The sequence below is a fragment of the Streptomyces sp. DvalAA-43 genome (assembly GCF_900091725.1).
Classification (GTDB): domain Bacteria; phylum Actinomycetota; class Actinomycetes; order Streptomycetales; family Streptomycetaceae; genus Streptomyces; species Streptomyces pulveraceus.
In genome coordinates, this window is the sequence record NZ_FMBW01000066.1 from 1 (window position 1) to 24,810 (window position 24,810).

The 24,810-nt window shown below is 71.6% G+C and carries 21 protein-coding genes and 1 pseudogene; 15 read left to right on the forward strand and 7 right to left on the reverse strand.

Translation table 11 applies throughout. The features are described from left to right. Positions 1–318: pseudogene (locus GA0115234_RS27425) on the reverse strand (MBL fold metallo-hydrolase); the annotation flags it as partial. A gap of 340 nt (positions 319–658) precedes the next feature. Here GA0115234_RS27425 and GA0115234_RS27430 point away from each other — a divergent pair. The 9 genes from GA0115234_RS27430 to GA0115234_RS27470 all read left to right on the forward strand — a co-directional run bounded on the left by GA0115234_RS27430 (position 659) and on the right by GA0115234_RS27470 (position 12,102). Next, positions 659–3,343, forward strand: coding sequence for a beta-N-acetylglucosaminidase domain-containing protein (locus tag GA0115234_RS27430; protein ID WP_093547054.1), 2,685 nt, complete (start codon positions 659–661; stop codon positions 3,341–3,343). Positions 3,344–3,524: 181 nt separating this feature from the next. Next, the gene (locus tag GA0115234_RS27435; RefSeq protein WP_093547056.1) at positions 3,525–4,493 is read left to right on the forward strand and encodes an NADPH:quinone oxidoreductase family protein; all 969 of its coding nucleotides are present in this window, start codon (positions 3,525–3,527) and stop codon (positions 4,491–4,493) included. Then, the gene (locus GA0115234_RS27440; protein WP_093547058.1) at positions 4,490–5,677 is read left to right on the forward strand and encodes an acyl-CoA dehydrogenase family protein; all 1,188 of its coding nucleotides are present in this window, start codon (positions 4,490–4,492) and stop codon (positions 5,675–5,677) included. Before GA0115234_RS27435 ends, GA0115234_RS27440 begins: the two co-directional genes overlap by 4 nt. Next, a complete protein-coding gene (locus tag GA0115234_RS27445) occupies positions 5,674–6,804 on the forward strand; it encodes an acyl-CoA dehydrogenase family protein (protein WP_093547060.1) in 1,131 nt (376 codons plus the stop codon). The genes GA0115234_RS27440 and GA0115234_RS27445 overlap by 4 nt, the downstream gene beginning before the upstream one ends. 174 nt (positions 6,805–6,978) lie before the next feature. Beyond that, entirely contained in the window at positions 6,979–8,574 is a 1,596-nt protein-coding gene (locus GA0115234_RS27450) for an ABC transporter substrate-binding protein (protein WP_093547062.1), read from the forward strand. 23 nt (positions 8,575–8,597) lie between these two features. After that, positions 8,598–9,563 carry an ABC transporter permease gene (locus tag GA0115234_RS27455; protein ID WP_176729293.1) on the forward strand — a complete coding sequence of 322 codons (966 nt, stop codon included), beginning with the start codon at positions 8,598–8,600 and terminating at the stop codon, positions 9,561–9,563. After that, the gene (locus GA0115234_RS27460; protein WP_093547066.1) at positions 9,556–10,413 is read left to right on the forward strand and encodes an ABC transporter permease; all 858 of its coding nucleotides are present in this window, start codon (positions 9,556–9,558) and stop codon (positions 10,411–10,413) included. The genes GA0115234_RS27455 and GA0115234_RS27460 overlap by 8 nt, the downstream gene beginning before the upstream one ends. A gap of 77 nt (positions 10,414–10,490) precedes the next feature. Beyond that, positions 10,491–11,408 (forward strand): ABC transporter ATP-binding protein, encoded by a 918-nt coding sequence (locus tag GA0115234_RS27465; RefSeq protein WP_093547190.1) that lies wholly within the window; start codon positions 10,491–10,493, stop codon positions 11,406–11,408. Continuing rightward, positions 11,401–12,102 carry an ABC transporter ATP-binding protein gene (locus GA0115234_RS27470; RefSeq protein WP_093547068.1) on the forward strand — a complete coding sequence of 234 codons (702 nt, stop codon included), beginning with the start codon at positions 11,401–11,403 and terminating at the stop codon, positions 12,100–12,102. The genes GA0115234_RS27465 and GA0115234_RS27470 overlap by 8 nt, the downstream gene beginning before the upstream one ends. Positions 12,103–12,141: 39 nt before the next feature. Here the strand turns inward: GA0115234_RS27470 and GA0115234_RS27475 are convergent, their stop codons facing one another. Continuing rightward, the gene (locus tag GA0115234_RS27475; RefSeq protein ID WP_161275673.1) at positions 12,142–12,882 is read right to left on the reverse strand and encodes a class I SAM-dependent DNA methyltransferase; all 741 of its coding nucleotides are present in this window, start codon (positions 12,880–12,882) and stop codon (positions 12,142–12,144) included. A 169-nt stretch (positions 12,883–13,051) separates the two neighbouring features. Here GA0115234_RS27475 and GA0115234_RS27480 point away from each other — a divergent pair, with 169 nt between their 5' ends. The 3 genes from GA0115234_RS27480 (at position 13,052) to GA0115234_RS27490 (ending at position 15,532) form a co-directional block, all read left to right on the forward strand. After that, positions 13,052–14,167 carry a ricin-type beta-trefoil lectin domain protein gene (locus GA0115234_RS27480; protein ID WP_161275674.1) on the forward strand — a complete coding sequence of 372 codons (1,116 nt, stop codon included), beginning with the start codon at positions 13,052–13,054 and terminating at the stop codon, positions 14,165–14,167. A 134-nt stretch (positions 14,168–14,301) separates the two neighbouring features. Next, positions 14,302–15,204: a phosphatidylinositol-specific phospholipase C/glycerophosphodiester phosphodiesterase family protein gene (locus GA0115234_RS27485; protein ID WP_093547074.1), complete on the forward strand. Its 903-nt coding sequence runs from the start codon at positions 14,302–14,304 to the stop codon at positions 15,202–15,204. A gap of 133 nt (positions 15,205–15,337) precedes the next feature. Further along, complete coding sequence (locus GA0115234_RS27490) at positions 15,338–15,532, forward strand: hypothetical protein (protein ID WP_093547076.1); 195 nt, start codon at positions 15,338–15,340, stop codon at positions 15,530–15,532. A 48-nt stretch (positions 15,533–15,580) separates the two neighbouring features. On the opposite strand, the gene GA0115234_RS27495 is transcribed toward GA0115234_RS27490, so the two are convergent. From GA0115234_RS27495 to GA0115234_RS27505, 3 genes are read right to left on the reverse strand one after another with little or no spacing between them, the layout of a single operon-like run. Continuing rightward, entirely contained in the window at positions 15,581–15,952 is a 372-nt protein-coding gene (locus tag GA0115234_RS27495; RefSeq protein WP_093547078.1) for a DUF779 domain-containing protein, read from the reverse strand. Continuing rightward, complete coding sequence (locus GA0115234_RS27500) at positions 15,949–16,662, reverse strand: response regulator (protein ID WP_093547080.1); 714 nt, start codon at positions 16,660–16,662, stop codon at positions 15,949–15,951. The genes GA0115234_RS27495 and GA0115234_RS27500 overlap by 4 nt, the downstream gene beginning before the upstream one ends. Next, positions 16,659–18,257: a sensor histidine kinase gene (locus GA0115234_RS27505; protein WP_093547082.1), complete on the reverse strand. Its 1,599-nt coding sequence runs from the start codon at positions 18,255–18,257 to the stop codon at positions 16,659–16,661. The genes GA0115234_RS27500 and GA0115234_RS27505 overlap by 4 nt, the downstream gene beginning before the upstream one ends. Positions 18,258–18,475: 218 nt before the next feature. Here GA0115234_RS27505 and GA0115234_RS27510 point away from each other — a divergent pair, with 218 nt between their 5' ends. The 3 genes from GA0115234_RS27510 to GA0115234_RS27520 are packed head-to-tail and all read left to right on the forward strand — an operon-like array spanning position 18,476 to position 21,235. After that, entirely contained in the window at positions 18,476–19,291 is an 816-nt protein-coding gene (locus GA0115234_RS27510) for an ABC transporter ATP-binding protein (RefSeq protein WP_093547084.1), read from the forward strand. Then, the gene (locus GA0115234_RS27515; protein WP_093547086.1) at positions 19,281–20,144 is read left to right on the forward strand and encodes an ABC transporter permease; all 864 of its coding nucleotides are present in this window, start codon (positions 19,281–19,283) and stop codon (positions 20,142–20,144) included. The genes GA0115234_RS27510 and GA0115234_RS27515 overlap by 11 nt, the downstream gene beginning before the upstream one ends. A gap of 53 nt (positions 20,145–20,197) precedes the next feature. Further along, the gene (locus GA0115234_RS27520; RefSeq protein ID WP_093547088.1) at positions 20,198–21,235 is read left to right on the forward strand and encodes an ABC transporter substrate-binding protein; all 1,038 of its coding nucleotides are present in this window, start codon (positions 20,198–20,200) and stop codon (positions 21,233–21,235) included. 55 nt (positions 21,236–21,290) lie between these two features. Here GA0115234_RS27520 and GA0115234_RS27525 read toward each other — a convergent pair whose 3' ends face one another. Further along, positions 21,291–22,589: a hypothetical protein gene (locus GA0115234_RS27525; RefSeq protein ID WP_093547090.1), complete on the reverse strand. Its 1,299-nt coding sequence runs from the start codon at positions 22,587–22,589 to the stop codon at positions 21,291–21,293. Beyond that, positions 22,586–24,619: a transglycosylase domain-containing protein gene (locus GA0115234_RS27530; protein ID WP_093547092.1), complete on the reverse strand. Its 2,034-nt coding sequence runs from the start codon at positions 24,617–24,619 to the stop codon at positions 22,586–22,588. Before GA0115234_RS27530 ends, GA0115234_RS27525 begins: the two co-directional genes overlap by 4 nt. Positions 24,620–24,810 lie beyond the last annotated feature (191 nt).

The following is a 24,810-nucleotide window of genomic DNA, read 5'->3' on the forward strand; positions in this document are numbered from 1 at the left end:
CGCCCGCAGCGCGAGGCCGTCGTCGACGGCGGCGAGGTCGCCGTCCGCGACCGGGACCCGGGCGAAGGAGACCTGCGCGGCGGCGGGCACCAGGTAGCGCGCCCCGGTGACGCGAGCCAGATCCAGGCCGCCCGTCACGTAGTCGTTGTGCAGATGGGTCTCCACCACCAGGGCGATCCGCACGCCGCGCCGGGCGGCAGCGGCGATGACCCGGTCGATGTCGCGCGGCGGGTCCACGACCGCGGCGGCCCGCCGCCCGCCCGCCAGATAGCTGCGGTTGCCGAGGCTCGCCGTCTCGATGGTGTCCACGAAGAACACGACAGGTCTCCTTCCGTGATGCTTTACCCCGGGGGGTATCTCCGACTCAGGCTAGCACTTATACCCCAGGGGGTATTTACGGGTCGGGTGAGACCTGCATGACGCTCGCCGGTCGTCATGTGCGAGCCCTTCGCGCACCGGGTCCGGGCAGGGTTCGGCTCGGCATTCCGGTGGTGGGGCATGTTCGGCTTCACGCATCCGTGGGTACCGCTTCTGGAGGTAAAAGCGCAGGTCCGCGTGTTGATGTTGTCCAGACCATTGACATGTAAGCGCCACGATGTTGAATTCGGTGGTGTTGTGTTGCGCGACTCTGGTGACTTGAGTGATCAATGGAGGACTAGTGACGCCTCGCCCACCCCGTCTCACCGCGCTCGGTACGGCGGCGACCCTGCTCGTCGGCGGCCTGCTGACCGCCGTGCCGCCCGCCCAGGCGGCCGGCGGCCTCCGCACCGCCACCCCGGCGAAGGCCGCGGCCGGCCGGGCGGCCCCGGCCATCACGCCGACCCCGCAGTCCGTGAAGACGCGGGCCGACCGGATCACCATCAGCCCGACCGTCACCCTGGTGGCGGGCGACACCTCCGACGAGTCCGCCCTCCAGGTCGTGGAGGGCGCGCTGCGCCGGGCCGGTGCCCAGCGCGTCGTACGCGGCGACAGACCCGCCCGCAGCGGTCTCACCGTCCATGTCGGTGACTCCGGAGCGCTCGCCGCGCAGCGGATCGACGGCCCCTCCGCACTGCCCGCCGAGGGGTATGTGCTCGGCATCGGCGCCGATCGCATCGTCCTCGCGGGCAAGGACACCACGGGCACGTACTACGCCGCCCAGACGCTGCGGCAGGTCCTGCCGCACGCGGCCCACCCGGGCGCCCGGGTCGCCGGGCTCGCGGTGCGCGACTGGCCCGGCACCCCGCTGCGCGGCGTCATCGAGGGCTTCTACGGCACTCCGTGGTCGCACGAGGCCCGGCTCGACCAGCTCGACTACTACGGCGAGCACAAGATGAACATCTATGTGTACTCGCCGAAGGACGACGCGTACCTCCGCGCGAAGTGGCGCGACGCCTACCCGGCCGACCAGCTGGCCCAGGTCGAGGAGCTGGCCGACCGGGCCGTGCGGCGGCATGTGGAGTTCACGTACGCGCTCTCGCCCGGCCTCTCCGTCTGCTACAGCTCGGACGCCGACGCCAAGGCACTGGTCGACAAGTTCCAGACCATCTGGGACATCGGGGTACGCACCTTCGCCGTGCCGCTCGACGACATCAGCTACACCGACTGGAACTGCGCCGAGGACAAGGCGAAGTGGGGGACCGGCGGCGGAGCGGCGGGCGCCGCGCAGGCGTATCTCCTCAACCGGGTCAACAAGGAGTTCATCGCCACCCACCCGGGCGCGCAGCCGCTCCAGATGGTCCCGACCGAGTACTACGACGTCTCCGCCTCGCCGTACAAGAAGGCGCTCTCCGAGCAGCTCGACCCCAATGTCCTGGTCGAGTGGACGGGCATCGGCGTCGTCGCGCCGACCATGACCGTCGCTCAGGCTCAGGACGCCCGTACGGTCTTCGGCCACCCGATCCTGACCTGGGACAACTACCCGGTCAACGACTACGCGACCGACCGGCTGCTGCTCGGCCCGTTCAGCGGGCGCGAGAAGGGCCTGCCCGGCAAGCTGGCCGGGATCACGGCCAACCCGATGATCCAGCCGTACGCCTCGAAGATCGCGCTGTACACCGTCGCCGACTACGCGTGGAACGACGCCGCGTACGACCCCCGCACCTCCTGGGGCGAAGGGCTGAAGGAGTACGCGGGCGACGATCCGCGCACCCAGCAGGCGCTGCGGGCCTTCGCCGACGTGAACTACAGCTCCGCGCTGAACAAGGACCAGGCCCCCGAACTGGCGGCGGAGTTCGCCCGCTACTGGAAGTCCGGCGACGCCGCCCGGCTCGCCTCGGTGCTGGACGCGCTGGGCGCGGCCCCCGGCAGGCTGCGCGCCGGCCTCCCGGACCGCGGCTTCGTCGCCGACTCCGGCCCCTGGCTGGACGCGACCGGGGCATGGGCCGCCGCCGCCCGGACCGCCCTGCGGATGGTGCAGGCGGCCCGCGCCGGACAGGGCGCACAGGCCTGGGAGCTGCGGCAGCGGCTGCCCGCACAGGTCACCGCCGCGAAGTCCTTCACCTACACCGGGCTCGACGGGCGCAAGGTGCCGGTGCTCGTCGGCGACGGCGTCCTGGACCGGTTCATCGACGCGGCCGGCGCCGAGCACGACCGGATCCTCGGGGTGAGCGGCAGGCCCTCGGTCACCACCGACCTGGGCACGTACCAGAGCAACGCCGCCGCCCGGATGCTGGACGGCGACGACTCCACCTACTTCTGGAGCGACGGGGCGCCCGCCGCGGGCGACGGCATCACCGTGGACCTCGGCCGGGTCCGGGACATCGGCACCGTCACCCTCGCGATGGGCAAGCCCGGCAGCACCGAGGACTACCTGCACCAGGGCGTGCTGGAGTTCTCGGCCGACGGGCAGAGCTGGCAGCAGCTCACCGCCTTCTCCGGAAAGCCGGACGTCACCGCGACCGCGCCCGCCGGAACGCGGGCCCGCTACGTACGGGCACGGGCGACCGCGGGCCAGGACAACTGGCTCGTCGTACGGGAGTTCAGCGTCCCGACGGACGACGGCGAGGTGACCGGAGGGCCGCCCGCCGCCACCGGGTCCTCGCTGCGCGCGGCCTTCGACGGGGATCCGGGCACCGTCTACCGGGCGTCCCGTGCCCCGGAGGCCGGGGAGACGCTGGAGCTGGGGATCGGCGCCGCCCGTGCCGTTCCCTCCGTCACCGTTCTCCAGCCGTCCGGGTCGAAGGGCCGCGCCGACATCCAGCTGCGCGGCACCGACGGAACCTGGCGGACCGTCGGCACGCTCGACGGCCCGTACACCCGGGTCGGCACGGCGGGCCGCACGGCCGACGCGGTGCGGCTCGCCTGGCACACCGGTTCGGCGGCACCGCAGATCGCCGATGTGGTGGTGGCCGGCCAGGGCTGATACCGGCGCACGGAACCGCCCCACGCCCGGTCCGTCCCGAAGCACCTCTTGGGACGGACCGGGCGCGCCGCTGTCCGGGGCGGGCCGAAACCGGTACCGGCAGGTTGTTCCCAGAGGGGCAAGCGACCGCTTAGTATGCGCCGGAGCAGTGGTAATGCCGACAGTGTTGTGGAGGCCCCTCATGCAGGCATGGCGAGTGCACCGGAACGGCGAGCCGAGCGAGGTGATGCGGCTGGAGGAGACGGGCCGGCCCACGCCCGGCGACGGGCAGGTGCTCATCGAGGTGCTCGCGGCGAACATCAACTTCCCCGACGCGCTGCTCTGCCGCGGCCAGTACCAGGTGCGGCCGCCGCTGCCGTTCACCCCCGGCGTGGAGATCTGCGGCAGGACGGCGGACGGGCGGCGGGTGCTCGCCACCCCCACGCTGCCGCACGGCGGGTTCGCCGAGTACGTCGTCGCGGACGAGGCGGCGCTGCTGCCCGCCCCGGACGCCCTGGGCGACGCCGAGGCCGCCGCCCTGCACATCGGCTACCAGACCGGCTGGTTCGGCCTGCACCGCAGGGCGCACCTCCGGGCGGGCGAGACCCTCCTGGTCCACGCGGCGGCCGGCGGGGTCGGCAGCGCCGCCGTCCAGCTCGGGAAGGCCACCGGAGCCACCGTCATCGGTGTGGTCGGGGGCCCCGAGAAGGCCAGGGTCGCCGCCGGGATCGGCTGCGACCTGGTCATCGACCGCCACGGCGAGGACATCGTCGCCGCGGTCAAGGAGGCCACCGGCGGACGCGGCGCCGACGTGGTCTACGACCCGGTCGGCGGCGACGCCTACGCCAAGTCCGTGAAGTGTGTCGCCTTCGAGGGCCGGGTGATCGTCGTCGGCTTCGCGAGCGGCGTCATCCCCACCCCGGCACTGAACCACGCACTCGTCAAGAACTACTCGATCGTCGGACTCCACTGGGGCCTGTACAACGCCAAGGACCCGGCCGCCGTCCGCGCCTGCCACGACGAGCTCACCCGGCTCGCCGAGCAGGGCGCCGTCAAGCCCCTGATCAGCGAACGCGTCGGACTGGCCGGGGCCGCCGACGCCGTCCAGCGGGTCGCCGACGGCGCCAGTACCGGCCGGATCGTCGTCCTCCCGTCAGGAGCCGCCCGATGACCGCGCCCGACGCGGCCGGACTCCGCCGCCGCACCCAGGAACTGCTCGCCGCACATCCCCCGGCCACCACCGGCCGCACCGCATTCCTCCGGGCCCGCTTCGACGCCGGACTCGCCTGGGTGCACTACCCGGCCGGACTCGGCGGACTCGACGCGCCACGCTCCCTGCAACCCGTCGTCGACGCCGGACTCGCCGCGGCGGGCGCCCCCGACAACGACCCGCGCCGGATCGGGATCGGCCTCGGCATGGCCGCCCCCACCCTCCTCGGCTTCGGCACCGACGAGCAGAAGCAGCGCTTCCTGCGGCCGCTGTGGACCGGTGAGGAGGTCTGGTGCCAGCTCTTCAGCGAACCGGGCGCGGGCTCCGACCTCGCGGCCCTCGGCACCCGCGCCGTGCGGGACGGCGAGGACTGGGTGGTCGACGGGCAGAAGGTCTGGACGTCCAGCGCCCATCTGGCCCGCTGGGCGATCCTCATCGCACGCACCGATCCGGACGTGCCCAAGCACCGCGGCATCAGCTACTTCATCTGCGACATGACCGACCCCGGCGTCGAGGTCCGGCCGCTGCGCCAGATCACCGGCGAGGCCGAGTTCAACGAGGTCTTCCTGACCGGCGTACGCATCCCCGACAACAGGCGCCTCGGCCCGGTCGGCGAGGGCTGGAAGGTCGCGCAGACCACGCTGATGAACGAGCGGGTCTCCATCGGCGGGGCACGCGTCCCGCGCGAGGGCGGCATGATCGGCCCGGTCGTCCGCACCTGGCGCGAACGTCCCGAGCTGCGCACCCACGACCTCCACCAGCGCCTGCTGACCCTCTGGGTCGAGGCCGAGGTGGCCCGGCTCACCGGTACCCGGCTGCGCCAGCAGCTCGTCGCCGGACAGCCCGGTCCCGAGGGCTCCGGCATGAAGCTCGCCTTCGCCCGCCTCAACCAGGAGATCAGCGGACTGGAGGTCGAACTGCTCGGCGAGGAAGGGCTGTTGTACGGCGAATGGACCATGCGCCGGCCCGAGCTCGTCGATTTCACCGGACGGGACGCCGGATACCGCTATCTCCGCTCCAAGGGCAACTCCATCGAGGGCGGCACCAGCGAGGTGCTGCTCAACATCGTCGCCGAGCGCGTCCTCGGCCTGCCCGCCGAGCCGCGCACCGACAAGGACGTCGCCTGGAAGGACCTGGCCCGATGAGCGCACCGACCCAAGAGACCCAGGCGCCCGATCTGCTGTACTCGGAGACCGAGGAGGATCTGCGGGCAGCGGTGCGTGCGCTGCTCGCCGACCGGAGCGACGCGCCGACGGTGCTCGCCCGCGTCGAGTCCGGCTCGCCGTACGACCCGCTGCTGTGGAAGGCCCTCGCCGCCGACATGGGCACCGCGGGGCTGCTGGTGCCGACGGAGCTGGGCGGGCAGGGCGCGAGTCACCGCGAGGCCGCCGTGGTGCTGGAGGAGCTGGGCCGGGCCGTCACGCCCTCGCCCTATCTGACCAGCGCGGTGGTCGCCACGGAGACGCTGCTCGCACTGGGGACGCCCGACGGACCGGTTGCCGCGCTCCTCGCCGAGCTGGCCGAGGGCCGCCGGACCGCGGTCCTCGCCGTGCCGTTCGCCGCCCCGGCGCCCGACGCCGCCCAGCCGGCCGGTGTGGTGGCCGGACGGGTCACGGGGACGGTCACCGGCGTCGCCGACGCAGACGCGGCCGACGTGCTGCTGGTGCCCACGACCGACGGCCTGTTCGCGGTGGGCACGGGCGCCGAAGGTGTCGCCGTCCAGCCGCTCGTACCGCTCGACCTGACCCGCCCGCTGGCCACCGTCGCCCTCGCCGGGGCCGCCGGAACGCGGCTGGCCGACGGGGCGTCCGCGGTCGCCGCCGTGCGCCGGGGCCTGCTGGCGGGCGCCGGCCTGCTCGCCTCCGAGCAGCTCGGACTCGCCGAGTGGTGCCTGACCGAAACGGTCCGCCACACCCGCGAACGGCACCAGTTCAACCGGCCGGTCGGCTCGTTCCAGGCGCTCAAGCACCGCATGGCGCAGCTCTGGCTGGAGGTCGTCTCGGCCCGCGCCGCCGCGCGGAACGCCGCGGACGCCCTCGCGACCGGCAGCCCCGAAGCGCCGTTGGCGGTGGCCGTCGCGCAGGCGTACTGCTCCGGGGTCGCGGTGCACGCCGCCGAGGAGTGCGTGCAGCTGCACGGCGGGATCGGCATGACCTGGGAGCACCCGGCCCATCTGTACCTCAAGCGCGCCAAGGCCGACTCGATCGCGTACGGCACGGCCGGGCAGCACCGCAGGACCGTCGCCGAACTGATGGAACTGCCCGCACCGTAACGAGGGAGGGCGGAACGGCCCGTAGGACTGCGGGACTTGGAGCGGAGGCGTGTGAGGGCACGCCTCCGCTTCCGCGTCTTCCGGTGAGGCGGGGTACCGGGCACTCCTTTACCTGCTGTTTAATTGCGGCAGATTCGCAATAACATCTGATCTTCAATAAGGGATGTGCAGAGTATGACGGCCCGATCGATACGGGGAGCGGCCGCCGCGACACTGGCGACCGTGCTGGCGTTGACCGCGGCGGCCTGTTCGCAACCGGGCGGCCCGGCCGGCGGCTCCGGGTCGGGCACGGCGGACTCGGCGGTGGTCGGTATCGCCTACGAGCCCGACAGCCTCAGCCCGCTGCTCGGCTACGGCAAGGACGGCAACTCCAAGATCTTCGACGGGCTGCTCGCCCTGGACGCCGGCATGAAGCTGCGGCCCGCGCTCGCCACCGCCCTGCCCGAGGTGAGCGACAACGGACTGACGTACACCTACCGGCTGCGCAAGGGCGTGAAGTTCAGCGACGGCGAGCCCTTCGGCGCGAAGGACGTGGTCTTCACCTACCGGACCATCCTCGACAAGAAGACCAACAACGCCTCCCGCACCGAACTCGACGCGGTGAAGAGCGTCGAGGCCGAAGGCGCCGACACCGTCGTCTTCCGCCTCAAGTACCCCTACGCGCCCTTCGCCCAGCGCACCGTCCTGCCCATCGCCCCCGAACACATCGCGGGCAAGCAGGACGTCAACACAGGCGACTTCACCACCCGTCCCATAGGTACCGGACCGTACCTGCTCACCAAGTGGTCCAAGGGCGAGAAGCTGAGCTTCCGGGCCAACCCCGACTACTGGGGCGGCGCGCCGAAGGTGAAGAAGTTCACCATGGCGATCATCAAGGACGACGACGTGCGCGCCACCCGGCTGCGCGCCGGGGAACTCGACGGCGCGATCCTGCCGCCCAACCTGGCCAAGGGCTTCACCGACGGCACCCGGACCTACGCCGCCACCACGTACGACTACCGCACCGTGACCCTGCCCACCCACAACGCGGTCGCGGGCGACACCGCCGTCCGGCGCGCCCTCGACATCGCCGTCGACCGCAAGGCCATGGTCGACTCGATCCTCAACGGCGAGGGCCGTCCCGCCTACGGACCCGTCCCCACCGACAGCGAGTGGTTCACCAAGGGCACCGAGCGCACCCACGACCTCGCCGCCGCGAAGAAGATCCTCGACGAAGCCGGATGGAAGCCCGGCAACGACGGCATCCGCACCAGGAACGGCGTACGCGCCGCCTTCCCGCTCTGGTACCTCACCGGCGACAAGCTGCGCCAGGACCACGCGCTCGCCTACGCCTCCGACGCCAGGAAGGCCGGCATCGACATCACCACCGAGGCCGGTACCTGGGAGGTCATCGAGCCGCGGATGAGGCAGGACGCGGTCCTCGCGGGCGGCGGCTCACCCGCCGATCCCGACTTCGACCAGTACACGCTGCTGAAGTCCTCGCTCGCGGGCGACGGCTTCAACAACATGGCCTGGTACGACAACAAGGCCGTCGACAAGGCCCTCGAAGCGGGCCGCCGCAGCGGCGACAGCGCCGAACGCAAGGCCGCCTACGACACCGTCCAGCGCGAACTGATGAAGAACCCCGGCTACACCTTCCTCACCCACATCGACCACCTCTACGTCGTGAAGGACCGCTTCGGCCCCCTCACCACCCAGGTCGAACCGCACGACCACGGACTGGCGTCCGGCCCGTGGTGGAACGTCGAGGACTGGACGCCGAAGAAGTGAACCACCGCCTCCCCTGGGGGCAGATGGGCAGGATGGCGGGCCGGCGGGTGCTGCTCGCCGTCCCCGTCCTGGCCGCCGTGACGTTCGGCGTCTTCGCCGTCGCCGCCGCCTCCCCCTTCGACCCGGTCAAGGCGTACGCGGGCACCGCAGGGCTCACCGCCTCGCAGGAGAACCTCGACCAGCTGCGGGCCAACCTCGGTGTCGACCGGCCGCTCGTGAGCCGCTGGTGGGACTGGCTGAGCTCGGCGCTCGGCGGCGACCTCGGCGACTCCACCGTGATGCGCCAGCCGGTCGCCGATGTCATCGGTGAACGCCTGGGCTGGTCCGTACTGCTCGCCACCGCCGCCTTCGCCGTCGCGGTGCTCCTCGGCACGGGCCTCGGCGTACTGGCCGCCCGCAGGCCCGGCCGTCTGCTCGACCGGTGCGTCAGCGCCGCCGCGTACACCCTCGAAGCCGCCCCGGCCTTCTGGCTCGGGCTGCTCGCCATCTGGTTCTTCGCCCTGGAACTCGGTCTCCTCCCGGCCGGCGGCCTCACCGACGCGGCCAGCGACACCGTCACCTTCGGGCAGGTCGCCGGCCATCTGGTGCTCCCCGCGGCCGTGCTCGGAATCTCCCAGCTGCCGTGGTTCTTCCTCTATGTGCGCCAGGGCGTCGCGGACGCGCTCGGCGAGGACCCGGTGCGCGGCGCCCGCGCCCGCGGACTGAGCGAACGCACCGTACTGCTCGGCCACGCCCTTCGCTCCGGAATGCTGCCGATGCTCACCCTCATCGGCTCCCGCGTCCCCGAACTCATCACCGGCGCCCTGCTCGTCGAGACGGTCTTCAGCTGGCCCGGCATCGCCGCCGCCACCGTGCAGGCCGCCACCTCCGTCGACTTCCCGCTGCTGGCCGCGCTCACGGTGCTGGCCACCGTGGCGGTCGTCCTCGGCAACCTCCTCTCCGATCTGCTGTACGCGCTCGCCGACCCGAGAGTGGGCTTCGATGGCTGAAACCGACTTCGGACCCGCGCGGCGCACCACCCGCCGCATCCGTGTGACCGCTTCCGCCGGGATCGTCGCCGCTGTGCTGCTCGCGGTCCTGCTCGTGCCGCCGCTGGTCCAGCTCGACCAGCAGGCCGTCGACCTCGCGGCCAAGCTCCGGCCGCCCTCCTGGCAGCACCCGTTCGGCACCGACGACGTCGGGCGCGATCTGCTGCTGCGCTGCGTCTACGGGCTCCGTGTCTCGCTGCTCGTCGGCGTCGTCGCCGGGCTCACCGCGACCGTCATCGGGACCGCGGTCGGCGCACTCGCCGCGGCCTTCGGCGGCTGGACCGACCGCCTCGTCATGCGGCTGGTGGACACCTTCTCCTCCGTACCCCATCTGCTGCTCGGCATCTTCATCGTGGCCATGTTCCGGCCCGGCGTCGGCCCGGTGATCGTCTCCGTCGCGCTCACCCACTGGCTCTCGACGGCCAGGATCGTCCGTTCCGAAGTGCTGTCGCTGCGCTCGCGTCCGTTCATCGACGCGGCGATCTCCGGCGGCGCCTCACGCGGGCGGGTCGTCGTGCGGCATCTGCTGCCCGCCGTGCTGCCGCAGGCGGGCCTGGCCGCCGTACTGATGGTGCCGCACGCGATGTGGCACGAGTCCGCGCTCTCCTTCCTGGGGCTCGGGCTGCCCACCCACCAGGCGAGCCTGGGCAATCTCGTGCAGACGGCGCGCGGTTCGCTCCTCGCCGGGGACTGGTGGCCGACGCTCTTCCCCGGCCTCTTCCTGGTCCTGCCGACCCTCGCGCTGGCGGGGCTCGCCGGTGCCTGGCGGGAGCGGATCAACCCGCGCCGCCGATCGGAGCTGATGCTGTGAAGACCGATGCGGTGACGACCGCCCCCGGCCCGAAGGCGCCGGTCCTCTCGGTACGCGGCCTCTCCGTGCGCTTCCGGATGCGCGGCGGGCGGCAGGTCGCCGCCGTCGCCGACGCGCACTTCGACCTCGCGGCGGGGGAGTGCCTGGCCCTGGTCGGCGAGAGCGGCTGCGGCAAATCCGTGCTGGCCTCGGCGCTGCTGGGACTGTTGCCCGGCAACGCGCGGACCTCGGGCTCGGCGCTGCTCGACGACGGCACCGACCTCCTCACCGCCGGTGAACGGAGCCTCGCCCGTACCGTGCGGGGCCGCCGCGTCGGACTCGTCCCGCAGAGCCCCGCCGCGCACCTCACCCCCGTCCGTACCGTGCGCGCCCAGCTGGAGGAGACCCTCCGCGAACTGACAGGCGCCCGCAGGCCCGCCCTGCGCCCCGCGGCCGAACGCGCCGCCGCCCGCGCCTCGTTCCCGGCCGGGCACCTCGACCGGTATCCGCACGAACTCTCCGGCGGTCTCGCCCAGCGGGCCGCGACCGCGCTCGCCCTGATCGGCGACGCACCCCTGCTCCTCGCCGACGAGCCCACCACGGGACTCGACCGCGAGCTGGTCGAGCGCACCGTCGACGAACTGCGTCGCCACACCGACGGCGGCCGGGCGCTGCTGATCATCACCCACGACCTCGCGGCGGCCGAACGGATCGCCGACCGGGTCGCCGTGATGTACGCGGGCCGCATCGTCGAACTCGACGACGCCGAGCGGTTCTTCGGACGGCCCGGACCGCGCCACCCGTACGCGCGCGGCCTCCTCGACGCCCTGCCGGAGCGCGCCTTCGTGCCGATCCCCGGAATGCCGCCCGAGCTCGGAGCGCTGCCCGAGGGGTGCGCGTTCGCGGCCCGCTGCGACCGCGCCGACGAACTGTGTTCCGTACAGCCCCCGTTCGACGGCCGTCTCGCCTGCCGCCACGGTGCGCGGGCGGACGGGGAGGAGCCGGACCGTGCTTGAACTCACCCGCGTCACCGCCGGATACGACCGGCGCGAGCCCGTCGTCCGCGAGGTCTCGCTGAGCCTCGCGCCGGGGGAGTCCCTCGGACTGCTGGGCCCGAGCGGCTGCGGCAAGTCCACCCTGGCCAGGGTCGCGGCCCTGCTGCACCGCCCGTACGCGGGCACGGTCGTGCTCGACGGCGAACCGGTACGCGGCTGGCGGCACCGGGCCCCGCGTGCGCAACGCACCGCCGTCGGCGTCGTCTTCCAGCAGCCCCGGCTCTCCGCCGACCCTCGCCTCACGCTGCGCGAACTCATCGCCCAGCCGCTGCGGGCGACCGGCCGCCGCGCGGAGGTGGCGGACCGGGTGGCCGCACTGGCACCGGCCGTAGGGCTCACGCCCGAACTGCTGGAGAGGCGTCCGCACGAGGTGAGCGACGGCCAGTTGCAGCGCGCCTGTCTGGCGAGGGCGCTGGTCCTGCGGCCGCGCTGGCTGATCTGCGACGAGATGACGGCGATGCTCGACGCGTCGACGACCGCCGCACTGGTCGCGGTCGTCGAGTCCTACCGGAGGGAGTCCGGGGCCGGACTGCTGGCCGTGGGCCACGACCGGGTACTGCTGGAACGCTGGTGCGACCGCACGGTCGGCTGGCAGGAGTGCTCCGCGCCGGGCGCACCGCAGGAGGTCATGGGGCCGGGCGGACAGAGTTCCTGACGACATGACGTTCGTGGTCGTGGGGCCGCCCGGTCGGCCTCAGACCGGCTTGCGCCAGACGGAGATGTGCTTCGGGGAATCCTGGGTGAACGGCGCACCGTCCCAGTCCTCGACGCGACGCTCCAGTTCGAGCCCGGCGATCCGTGCCATCAGGTCGAGCTCCGCCGGCCAGGCGTACCGGTGCCGGGAGTCGCTGCGACGGTAGCGGCTGTCGTCGCCGTCGGCGCTGAAGTGGTGCGAGACGAGGATCTGTTCCACCAGGTCGAAGGTGTCGAAGCCGAGATGCCGCTCGGAGATGTCGAACGGCACCGCGACCTGGCCGGGCGGCAGGAACCGCAGCGGTGGCACGCCCAACTCGATGACGAAGCGGCCGCCGGGCTCCAGATGACGCGCGGCATTGCGGAAGCACTCGACCTGCTCGTCCTGGGTGAGCAGGTTCGTGATGGTGTTGTAGACGAGATAGACCAGGGCGAACTCGCCGGTGACGACGGTGGTGGCCATGTCCCCGATGGTGACCGGAAGCCTGGCCCCGTCGATCTTGCGCCGAAGCACCGCCGCCATGTGCTCGGACAGTTCGATGCCCACCACCGGCACGCCGCGTTCCCGGAGCGGGACGCCCACGCGGCCGGTCCCGATGGCGAACTCCAGTGCCCGGCCGTCCCCGGCGAGCTCGGCCAGGAAGGCGAGAGTCGGTCCGAGGACGGCGGCCGAGGACATCTCGGCCTCCCCGGCGTCGTAGCGGTCGGCGGTCGCGCGGGTCCACAGCTCACTGCTCGTCACGGACGAGCACTCTGCCGGACGCCGAGGGGGATGTCGACACATTTACGGGGCGGGTGCCGCGAGGAAGCATCCCGGAGCCGTGGGGGTCCGGGTTGTTCTCGACGTCACTATCATTGACGAGTTCATGACCATGGGGCGGTCATCCGTCCGTCCGGACAAGGAGTGGGACATGCACCGAGCACGCGCCACCGTCGTGGTGGTGATCCTCGCCGTCGCGGCCTGCCTGGGCCTGGCGGGGCCGTCCGTCGCGGCCGGCCAGACCCCGGGTTCGTACAGCAACTACACGTTCCCGGCCGGGACGAACGCCCTCGACGAAGTCACCTTCGGGACGACCGTCCAGTCCGACCCCGGCCGCGCGAACGTCTTCTGGTCCCACCAGTTCGGCTTCACCAACGGCGTCGGCGGCTATATCGGCATGCAGCGCAACCGCGCGGGCGGCGGCCTGTTCCTCTTCTCGCTCTGGGACTCCACCGGAGGCAGGCCGGGAAGCACCGGCACCTACTGCCAGACGTTCGCCGAGGGCGGCACCGGCTACACCTGCCGGCTCGGTGAGCGCTTCACCGCCGGGCACCACTACCGCTTCCGCATCGCACCCGACGCGACGGACGGCTGGTACCGGGCCACGGTCACCGATGCCACGGCGGGCACCTCGTTCGTCCTCGGCAGCCTGCAGACCGGCACCGGCGCCAAGGTCGCCACCGGCGGAATGGTCGACTGGGTCGAGTACTTCGACTGGAACAACAACGCCGCGACCTGCGCCGACTCGCCCTATTCCAAGGCCTTCCTCGACCTGCCCAGCGGCACGGCGGGCGGCACGGCCGTCACCGCGGCCCTCGGCTCCACCAGCGTGAGCGGCACCTGTTCCAGCGGCGCCAGGGTCAGCGGCCAGGGCGGCGGCAGCGTGCACGAGGACGGCATCGGCAACTCCTCGTCCGGATCCCTCACCGGCATCGGCGGCGCCTGTGCCGACATCCCCGGCGGCACCACCGGCACGCGGCTCGACCTCTGGAGCTGCGACGGCGGCAACAACCAGAACTGGGTGCGGGCCGTCGACGGCACGATCCGTGCGCAGTTCCAGTGCATGACCGTGAGCGGCAGCACCGTACGGACCGCCGTCTGCGACGGCTCGGCCGCCCAGCAGTGGCGTACCGACGGAGCGGCCCTGGTCAACCCCGGAACCGGGCAGTGCCTCGACGCCTACGGGGGCGGCAGCGCCGACGGCACCCCGCTCGGCATCTACACCTGCACCGGCAACGCCAACCAGCGCTGGACCCTCCCGGCCTGACCGGGGGAACGGCAGTCGACGGGCGGACGACGACCGGATCAACTCTTGTGCGGCGTCCGCCCGTTGCGGCCGTCACCGTCGCATACTCGGTCGCGTCCACCCGTCCGGTCCCTCATTCGCTCCCGGGAGAATCCATGGCGTTCCCGAACCGCCGAAGCGTCGTCACCACCGCGCTCGCCACCGCGGCCGCAGGCGCGTTCCTGTCCCCGCGAACGGCCACCGCCTCCGAACGGCCCGCGGTCCACCACCGTCCGCGGGCGCTGCGCAGGGCCCACGCGCACAACGACTACCTGCACACGCGCCCCCTGTACGACGCGCTCGGGCACGGCTTCACCAGCGTCGAGGCCGACATCTTCCTGGTGGACGGCGAACTGCTGGTCGCCCACGAGGCCACCGACCTCGACCCCGCCCGCACCCTGGCCTCGCTCTACCTCGACCCGCTGCTGGCCAGGGTCCGGGCCAACCACGGCAGGGTCCACCCCGGCTACCACGACCCCGTCCAGCTGCTGATCGACATCAAGACGGACGGAGCCGCGGCCTACCTCGAACTCGACCGGCAGCTCCGGCACTACCGGCGGATGCTGACGTCGTACCACCACGGCCGGGTGCGGCCCGGCGCGATCACCCCGGTCATCTCCGGCGACCGGGCCGCCCGCGCCCCGATGGAGGCGCAGCACACCCGGTACGCCTTCTACGACGGCCGCCCCGAGGACCTCGGAACCGCGGCCACCGCCTCGTTCGTCCCGCTCATCAGCAGCAGCTGGAGCGACGACTTCAGCTGGCTGGGGGCGGGCCCCTTCCCCGCCGCCGAGCGGGAGAAGCTGCGCGCGCTCGTCGCCACGGCCCACCGCGGCGGCCGGCGCGTCCGCTTCTGGGCCACGCCGGACGCGCCGGGGCCGGAGCGGGACGCGGTCTGGACGGAGCTGCTGGCCGCCGGGGTCGACCACCTCAACACCGACGACCTGGCGGGCCTCGAACGCTTCCTGCGCACCCATGACCGGGACGCCCGGACCGGGGCCGCCCACCCCCGCGGCTGACCGGACCCACCGCCCCGAGCATGACAGCCAGTCAACACCCGGATGGCGGACACGCCAGTGCGCCGGATGGCTCCTCCGCTACGCCACACTGGCGGCCGAATGCCGCATTCCGGCGCGGCGGAGGAGGTTGGCCATGGCCATTTCGATCTCACTGGTGCTGCTTCTGCTGATCCTGGCGGTGATCTACCTCCGCAACGGAGGGCTGAAGCTCTCGCACGCGCTGGTCTGCGCGATGCTCGGGTTCTTCCTCGCGGGTACGAGCATGGCACCGACCATCCAGGACGGCCTGGCCGCCACCGCCGACGTCGTCAGCAGCCTCAACCCCTGACCCGGCGCGGGACGCGGGCCCACCACGTCCCGCGATCCGGGTGACGGATCAGCTCCCGTCCGGGTCGGCCAGCCGGGAGCGGATCAGGAACCGCACCCCCTCCGGGGCCTCCAGCGAGAACCCACTGCCCCGCCCCGCCACCACGTCGACGATCAGCCGGGTGTGCGACCACACCTCGAACTGGCTCCGAGACATCCAGAACGGGATGCGCTCCGCCACCCCGTCCACGTCGAGCGAGGCCAGCAGCACATCGGAGCCACCGGTACGGAACTCGCCGTCCTGGTAGCACATGGGCGCGCTGCCGTCGCAGCAGCCGCCCGACTGGTGGAACATCAGCGGACCGTGGACCCGCCGGAGCCGGCGCAGCAGCTCCGCGGCCGCGGGGGTGAGCTCCACCGGCGCTGCCTGTGCCCCGCTCATCGCAGCGGCTCCGGACGGAGACCGGCCCACGCGTAACGGTGTTCGGGGCGGCCCGTGTCGCCGTACTTGAGGCTGAGACTGATGCGGCCCGCGCCCTCCAGGTACTTGAGGTAGCGCTGGGCGGTGGAGCGGCTGAGGCCCGCCCGCGCGGCGACGTCGTGCGCGGACAGCGGCCCCTCGGCCGCCGAGAGGACATGGCGGATGACATCCGCGGTGGGCGCGGAATGCCCCTTGGGCAGCCCGGCCGCGGGGCCGGCCTCCGCGGTGCGAAGGGCCGCGAAGATCTGGTCGACCTGCTCCTGCCCGGCCTCGCCCCGGCCGCCGCCCACGCCTTCGAGCGTCCGGCGCAGCGCCGCGTAGCTCTCCAGCTTGGACCGCAGACCGCTGAAGCTGAACGGCTTGACCAGGTACTGCAGCGCCCCGTACCGCATGGCGGTCCGGACGGTCGACACATCGCGGGCCGCGGTCACCATGATCACATCGGCCGGGTGGCCGCGCTGGCGCAGCCGCCGTACCAGCGTCAGCCCCGTCTCGTCCGGCAGATAGTGATCGAGCAGGACGAGGTCGACATGGTCGCGCTCCAGGAAGGACAGTGCCTGAGCGGCGGTGTGCGCACGGGAGACGACCCGGAAGCCGGGCACCTTGGCCACGTACGCGGCATTGATCTCGGCGACCCGGAAATCGTCGTCCACCACCAGGACATCGATCATCGCGACTCTCCCACTTCTGTCAGCGACCGGACGGTGAGTGCCTCGGGCAGGACGACGGTGAAGACCGCGCCGCCGCCGGCCCGTGCCGTGACGCGGGCCGCGCCACCGTAGCGCTCGGCCAGCCGGCGCACCAGGGCCAGACCCAGGCCGCGTCCGCGGTGCGCGGGGGACTCCTTGGTGGACCAGCCCTCGGTGAAGATCCGCTCACGCATCCCGGGAGGCACCCCGGGGCCGTTGTCGCTGACCCGCAGGACCGCCGTACTGCCCTCGGCGAGCAGTTCGACCTCGACGAGCGTGGCGACGTCCAGCGCGTTGTCGATGAGATTGCCGAGGACGGTCACCAGATCGCGCGGGTCCACCACCACGTCCGGCAGCCGGGTGCCCGGCGACACGCGCAGCGACGCGCCCCGCTCCGCCGCGATGGCCGACTTGCCCACCAGCAACGCCGACAGCAGCGGATCGTTGACGCGCTCCGCGACCTGCTCCGCCGAGGCCCGGTGACCGCTCGCCACCTCCTCCACGAACGCCACCGCGGCCTCGTGCCTGCCGAGCTCCAGCAGCCCGAGAAGGGTGTGCAGCCGGTTGGCGTGCTCGTGGTCCTGGGCGCGCAGCGCGTCCAACAGGCCATGGGTGGAGTCCAGTTCACGGCCCAGCAGCTCCAGCTCGGTGCGGTCGCGCAGGGTCACCACGGCTCCGCCGTCACCGGTGGGCATGCGGTTGGCGATCAGTACCCGGCCCCGGCAGACCGTGATCAGATCGGAGCCGTCGACCCGTCCCGTCAGCACCTCGGCCGTACGACCCGGCGGCAGCACCTCGCCCAGCGCCCGCCCCACGGCGTCCTGGTCCAGCTCCAGCAGCCGCCGCGCCTCGTCGTTGAGCAGCCGGATCCGGCCCCGCGCGTCGAGGGCGAGCACCGCCTCGCGGATGCTGTGCAGCATGGCCTCGCGCTCGCCCAGCAACGCGGAGATGTCGGCGAAGGCGATGCCGTGCGTGCTCCTCTGGAGCCGCCGCGAGACCGCGAGGGCGGCCAGCACGCCCACCGCGAGCGCCGCGCCGGAGTAGAGCAGCAGACCGGGGATGGTCCCGAGCAGCCGGTCGTGGACGCTGTCGTAGGCGATGCCCACCGACACGGCGCCCACGATGTTCCGGTTCCCGTCGCGGAGCGGGACCTTCGCACGCGCCGACCTGCCGAGGGTCCCGTTGTCGATCTGCATGATCTCCCGGCCGCCCAGAGCCGTGCTGGGATCGGTCGACACATGCCTGCCGATCTGCGTGACGTCGGTGTGCGACCAGCGCACCCCACGGGTGTCCATGACGACGATGTACAGCGCCCCGGTGGCCCGCCGGATCCGCTCCGCCTCCGCCTGCACCGGTCCGCCGGGGCTGGGGCGGGTGCTCCTCAGATCGCGTACCAGGCCGGGTTCGGCCGCGGCGGTCTGGGCGATGGACAGGGCCTGGTGCATCGCCTGGCTGTCGAGCTGGTGGCTGAGCGGGGCGAGGAAGAGCCCCGTGATGAGCATGATCACGCCGGTGGTGATGGTCACCTGGGTGAGGAGCACCTGGGCGAAGACACGGCGGGGCCAGTGAATGCGCATGTGCTCGCTCTCTGCCTTCCGCCTGCCAGGAACATGATGCTCCGTTTCGTCCTTGTGTGAACGCAACGTAAACGTCGTGCTCGCCGATGACCAGTCCTCGTGGCGCATTCGTTGCCGGAGCATGGGCAGAACGAGCAGAACCCCGCGTTATGAGCAGAACCGGGAGTTGTGGGCGCAAGGGTGACCCGGTCCTCGGGGCGCCCCTAACGTCCCGCTCCATGAACAGCGAAACGAGCCCCGCCATCGAGCTGCGGGGGGCGAGCAAAGCGTTCCGGACTCCGTCGGGGGCGCTCCACACCGCCGTGCGGGATCTGGACCTCACGATCGGGCGCGGTGAGTTCGTCGCCGTGGTGGGCCCCACCGGATGCGGCAAGTCGACCACGCTGACCCTGGTCAGCGGACTGGAGGAACCCACCGAGGGGGAGGTGCTGGTCGCGGGGGAGCCGGTGCGCGGCATCGGTGACAAGGTCGGCTTCGTCTTCCAGCAGGACGCGGTCTTCCCGTGGCGGACCGTACTGTCCAATGTGATGGCGGGCCCCCGCTTCCGCGGAGTGCCCAGGCCCGAGGCGAAGGAGCGGGCCCGGGAGTGGCTCGCCAGGGTCGGCCTCTCCTCCTTCGAGGACCGCTACCCGCACCAGCTGTCCGGCGGCCAGCGCAAGCGCGTCGCGCTCGCGGCCACGTTCGTCAACGACCCCGAGATCCTGCTGATGGACGAGCCCTTCTCCGCGCTCGACGTGCAGACCAGGGCCCTGATGTCGGACGAACTGCTGGAGCTGTGGGCCGGTACGGGCGCCTCCGTCGTCTTCGTCACCCATGACCTGGAGGAGTCCATCGCACTGGCCGACAAGGTCGTGGTCATGACCGCCGGTCCGGCCACGGTCAAGGAGGTCTTCGAGATCGACCTGCCCCGCCCCCGCAAGGTCGAACAGGTGCGGCTGGAGCCCCGGTTCGTCGAGATCTACCGCGAGATCTGGACCTCGCTCGGCGAAGAGGTCCGGATCACCCGCGAGAGGGGTGCCCTCGATGTCGCCTGACACCATCACCGCGAAGACGGCCGGTACCGGCACCGAGCGGACCCGGGCACGGGCGAGGGCCGCCAGGAACCGCGGATACCTGGTGACCGGAAGCCGGATCGCGGTGCTGCTCGCCGTCATCGGGCTGTGGGAATGGCTGGCCCGTACGGCGGTCATCGACCCGTTCAACTTCTCCATGCCGTCGAAGATCTGGGACCAGATCCGCACCTGGGTCGTCGACGGAACGGCCCAGGGCTCCCTGTGGGAGCAGATCTGGTACACGCTCTACGAAGCGCTGCTCGGCTGGGTCATCGGTGTGATCGCCGGTGTGCTGCTCGGCATCGCGCTGGGCCGGGTCCGGTTCGCCGCCGATGTCCTCGGGCCGTACATCAAGGTGCTCAACGCCCTGCCCCGGATCGTGCTCGCCCCGATCTTCCTCATCTGGTTCGGCCTCGGCCCGGCGTCGAAGGTTGCCTCCGCGGTCGTCCTCGTGTTCTTCCCCGTCTTCTTCAACGCCTTCCAGGGCGCACGGGAGGTCGACCGCGATCTCGTCGCCAACTCCCGCATCCTGGGCGCCAGCAACCGCCAGGTCACCCTCCAGGTGGTGATCCCCTCCGCCACGTCGTGGATCTTCACCAGCCTGCATGTGAGCTTCGGCTTCGCACTCATCGGCGCGATCGTCGGTGAGTACATCGGTGCCACCAAGGGCCTCGGGCTGCTGGTCGCCGCCTCCCAGGGCACGTTCAACGCCGCCGGTGTCTATGCCGCGATGGTCATCCTCGCGATCGTCGCGCTGCTGGCCGAAGGCCTGCTGACCTTCCTGGAGAAGCGGCTCTTCCGCTGGAAGCCGGCCGACGCCGACACCGCCCGCTGACGCCCCGCCGTCATCCGCACCCGCTACCTCATCCTCACAAGGACGTGCATCAGATGCGTACATCCACCCGGATCCCGGCCCTGGCCGTCGCCGGCGTACTCGCCCTGACCAGCCTCACCGCCTGTGGCGGCGGCGACTCCACCTCGTCCGGTGGCAGGAACGACAAGGTCAAGATCATGGTCGGCGGCCTCGACAAGGTCATCTACCTGCCGGCGATGCTCACCGAGCGGCTCGGCTACTTCGAGGACGAGGGCGTGTCGGTCCAGCTCCTGACCGAGCCCGCCGGCGTCCAGGCCGAGACGGCACTGGTCTCCGGCGATGTCCAGGGCACCGTGGGCTTCTACGACCACACCCTCGACCTCCAGGTGAAGGGCAAGCAGGTCGAGTCCGTCGTCCAGTTCTCCCACGCCCCCGGCGAGGTCGAGATCGTGTCCAACCAGTCCGCGGACGACATCAGGTCGGCGAAGGACTTCAAGGGCAGGAAGCTCGGTGTGACGGGCCTCGGCTCCTCCACCGACTTCCTCACCAAGTACCTCGCCGTCGACAACGACGTGCGGACCAGCGAGTTCACGCCCGTCGCGGTGGGAGCCGGACAGACGTTCATCTCCGCCCTCCAGCAGGGCTCCATCCACGGCGGCATGACCACCGACCCGACGGTCGCCACCATCCTGGACAAGAAGCTCGGCAAGATCCTCATCGACATGCGGACCCCCGAGGGCTCCAAGCAGGCGCTCGGCGGGCTCTACCCGTCGTCCAGCCTGTACATGCAGACCGCATGGGTCGACAGCCACAAGGAGACCGTCCAGAAGCTGGCCAACGCCTTCGTCAGGACGCTGAAGTGGATGTCGACGCACAGCGCGGACGAGATCGCCGCGAAGATGCCCGCCGACTACGCCCAGGGCGGCGGCAAGGCCCTGTACGCGCAGGCCATCAAGAGCACCCTGCCCATGTTCACCAAGGACGGCGTGATGCCCGCGGACGGCCCCGCCACCGTCGAACGGGTCCTGAAGGCGTTCAACCCCAACCTGAAGGACGCCGAGGTGGACCTCGCCAAGACGTACACCACGGAGTTCGTCGAGAAGGCGAACTGACCGCGGGCCCTCACGGCCCCCGCACACCGGACGGCGTGCGGGGGCCGGACAGGTCTCAGTCCTTCCAGCTCGGGGGCTGGGCGGGGTCGAGGTTCCGCCACTGCGCGAGGACCTTGGGGTCCTGCGCGTCGAGCCAGTCGGCCAGTTCGCGGAAGGAGACGCAGCGGACCCCCTTGCGGGGGCACACCTCGCGCATCGTCCCCTCGGCGGCGTCCATGTAGATCCCGCCGTTCCAGTCCTCGAAGTGGTTCCCGATGAACAGCGGCGCGCGGCTGCCGTGGAAGACCCGCTCGAAGCCCGCGACGTACGCGCTCCGTGCCTCCTCGCGCCAGGTCCTGTACTTCGCGGGGTCGCCCTCGACGTCGCCCTCGGACTGGTTGTAGAGGAAGTTGAAGTCCATGGACAGCACCTGGAAGTCCTTGCCGGGGAACGGCAGCATCTGGAGCGGGAAGTCCCAGACGCCGTTCTTCCTGGACGGCCAGATCTGGAAGTCGCCCGGGGAACTCGCGTCGTAGCGCCAGCCGAACGGCCTGGTCGCCGGCAGCAGGGTCTTCTGGCCCTCCAGACAGGGCGCGCGACCGCCGACGACCTCACGGGTGGGGTCGAAGGGGAGCGGATCGAGATCCTTGTAGCCGGTGTTCGTCTTCCAGTTCTGCACGAAGGAGTAGAACTGGCCGATCTCGCTGACCCACTCGTCCTTGCTCCAGTCCCCACCGCCCTTCTTGTCGCAGAAGTGGCCGTTGAAATGGGACCCGATCTCGTTGCCCTCGCGCCAGGCGTCGCCGAGCTGCTCCAGCGTCATCCGGATGTGCTCGCGCGTCGGGTACGAGATCGCGGCGGCCCCGGTCTTGTGCTGGGGCGGCCGGTAGAGCCCCCGCTTGTCCTCCGGGAGGAGGTAGATGCCGGTGAGGAAGAAGGTCATGTGGGCCTTGCTCTCCTTCGCAGCACGGCGGAAGCGCGAGAACATGTGGTCGTCGCCCTCCAGCGCGCCGTCCCACGAGAAGACCACGAACTGGGGCGGCCGCTCACCGGGCTTGAGCCGCTCGGCCTTCAACTGGGCGGGCTGCGGCCCGGTGTAGGACGTGGAGCCGTCACCCAGGATCTTGATCTTGCCGTCCCAGTCCTCCTCCGGGCTTCCGCCGCCCTCGGGGTGATTCCGGGCGGTCGGTTTCGGCGCGGCGACGGTGCGCGTGCCCTGCTGCGGGGTCCGGTCGTCGGAGGCGTTGTCGGACATCAGCGGGACGAGCGCCGCGGAACCCGACGCCACGAGACATACCGCGAGGCCCAGGACGACACGGCGCGTGAGCCGGGCCCGTATGCGGCGGACGGTGGACGTGGCTCTGGTATCAGTCACTTGGTCATGGCTTCCGTGTATGTGTTCCAGATCTGGGCCGGGAGGGTGCCGTCGTCCGCCGGGCGGCCGGCCAGCCCCTTCAGGGGCAGCGGCGCGAGGCTCTTCGCGAGGTCCATGCGGTAGACGACGACGGCGGTGGACGCGGCCGGTCCGTATCCGACGTACCAGCGCGCGGTGTCGTCCTCGGTGGTGCCGGTCTTGGCGGCGACCGGGGTGGCGGAGGCGACACCGTTCTTGTCGGCGGGCGGGGCGAGCGACGCGGTGACCTCGTCGGCGACGTCGGACCGCATGGCGCGTCCCGGCCGGGGCAGGCCGAGCCGGATCGGCCCGCCGTTGCGGGTGACCTTGCGGACCGAGTACGGGTCCATGTGCATGCCGTGGGCCGCGAACGTGCCGTAGGCGTCGGCCATCCGGATGGCGCTGGGCGTGGAGTTGCCCATCGCGAACGCCGGGACGGGCGGGCCGAAGCTGGACGGGAGCAGCCCCGATGCCTCGGCCGTGCCGCGGACCTGCTTCAGGCCCGTGTCCATGCCGAGCTGGAGGAAGGGGGAGTTCACGGACTTCGCCATGGCGTCGTGCAGGCTGATGCGGCCGTGCGAGACATCGCCGTCGTTGTCGCCCTTCACCATCTTGCCGCTGCGGTCCCAGTAGGGGCCTTCGGGGGTCATGACCGGTATGTCGTCGTCGCCGTCGTACACGGTCGACGGGACGACGGTGGAGCGCGGGCCGTTGCGTTCGCGCGACACACCGTGCTGGAGACCGGCGGCGTAGACGAAGGGGGTGAACGCCGAACCGGCCGGGACGGTACCCGCGTTGGATTCGTTGAACGCCTGCCGCTCGTAGTCCGGTCCGCCGTAGACCGCGAGGATCCGGCCGTCCGGGGCGACGGACGCGGCCCCGAACCGGACGGACCGGTCGGCCTTGCGCCGCTCGGGATCGAGCGCGCCGCGCGCCTCGCGGACGGCCCGGGTGAGGGCGGTCATCCGCGGCTTCTCGAACGTCGTGTAGATCTGGTAGCCGCCGAGGTCGAAGCGTGCGTCGGGGATGTGCCCGGCCCGCTTGGCGTACGCCTCGGCGAGCTGGACGAGATAGCCGTCCTGCCCGCCCGCGTTGTTCGCCCGGTGCGGGGGCCTCGGCTCGGGGAAGGTGGTGTACGTGGCCCGTTCGGCCGGGCTCAGCCTGCCGATCTCCACCATGCGGTCCAGCGTCCACTTCCACCGCGCGACGGCCCGCTCGCGGTTGTGGGGGTTGACGGCCGGGTCGTACAGCGAGGCCCCTTTGAGCAGGGAAGCGAGGAACGCGCCCTCGCTGGCGTCGAGTTGGGTGACCTCCTTGCCGTAGTACGCCTGCGCGGCCCGCTGGAGACCGTAGGTGCCGCGGCCGAACCAGCTGGTGTTCAGGTACTCCTGGAGGATCTTGTCCTTGCTCAGGCGGCGGTCCAGCTTGACCGCCAGCAGCATCTCGGTGAACTTCCGCGAGAAGGACTGGTCCTGCGTCAGATAGACGTTCTTGACGTACTGCTGGGTGATGGTGGACCCGCCCTGGGTGTCCCCGTCGCCCACCGTGCGCCACAGCGCCCGGGTGATCCCTTGCGTCGATATGCCGTGGTCGGAGTAGAAGTCGGCGTTCTCCGCCGCCAGTACGGCCCATCGGACGTGGTCGGGGATCTTCGACAGGGGCATCTCCTGCCGGCTCACCCAGCCGGTCCTGGCCATCGGTGTGCCGTCGGCCCAGTAGTAGACGGTGTCCTGCTGGGTGGCGAACGCGTTGAGGTCCTCCGGTATGTCCGTGCGCGCGTAGGCGATGCCCACCACGGTCACCAGCGTCGCGGTGAACAGCAGGGCGGAGCCCAGGACCAGCCGCCACGAGGGTACCCATCTTCGCCAGCCGCTCCGCTCCGCGCGCGGGTAGTCCGGTCTGCGCGGCAGGCGGCTGCGTGGGCGTTTCGTCTGTTTCCGGCGCCCCGTTCCGGGGACCAGCACCGCCCGCGCGGTCCGCGCCGTTCTGCTGAATGCGTTGTGCAGTGTCATTCCGTCCAGCCATGACAGGACGGGCCGGTCGCAGACCGCGACCGCGCCCGAGCGTTGGTCATTGCGCGTCCGCCGTCACACGCCGGCACGTCGACTCCTTCGCATCAAAGGCCAAAGCATGACCGAGAGTTGTGCTGCGAAGTCACGCAAAGATAACAGGCCCTCGGGAGAGGTCGTGCCGGTCGGCTCCT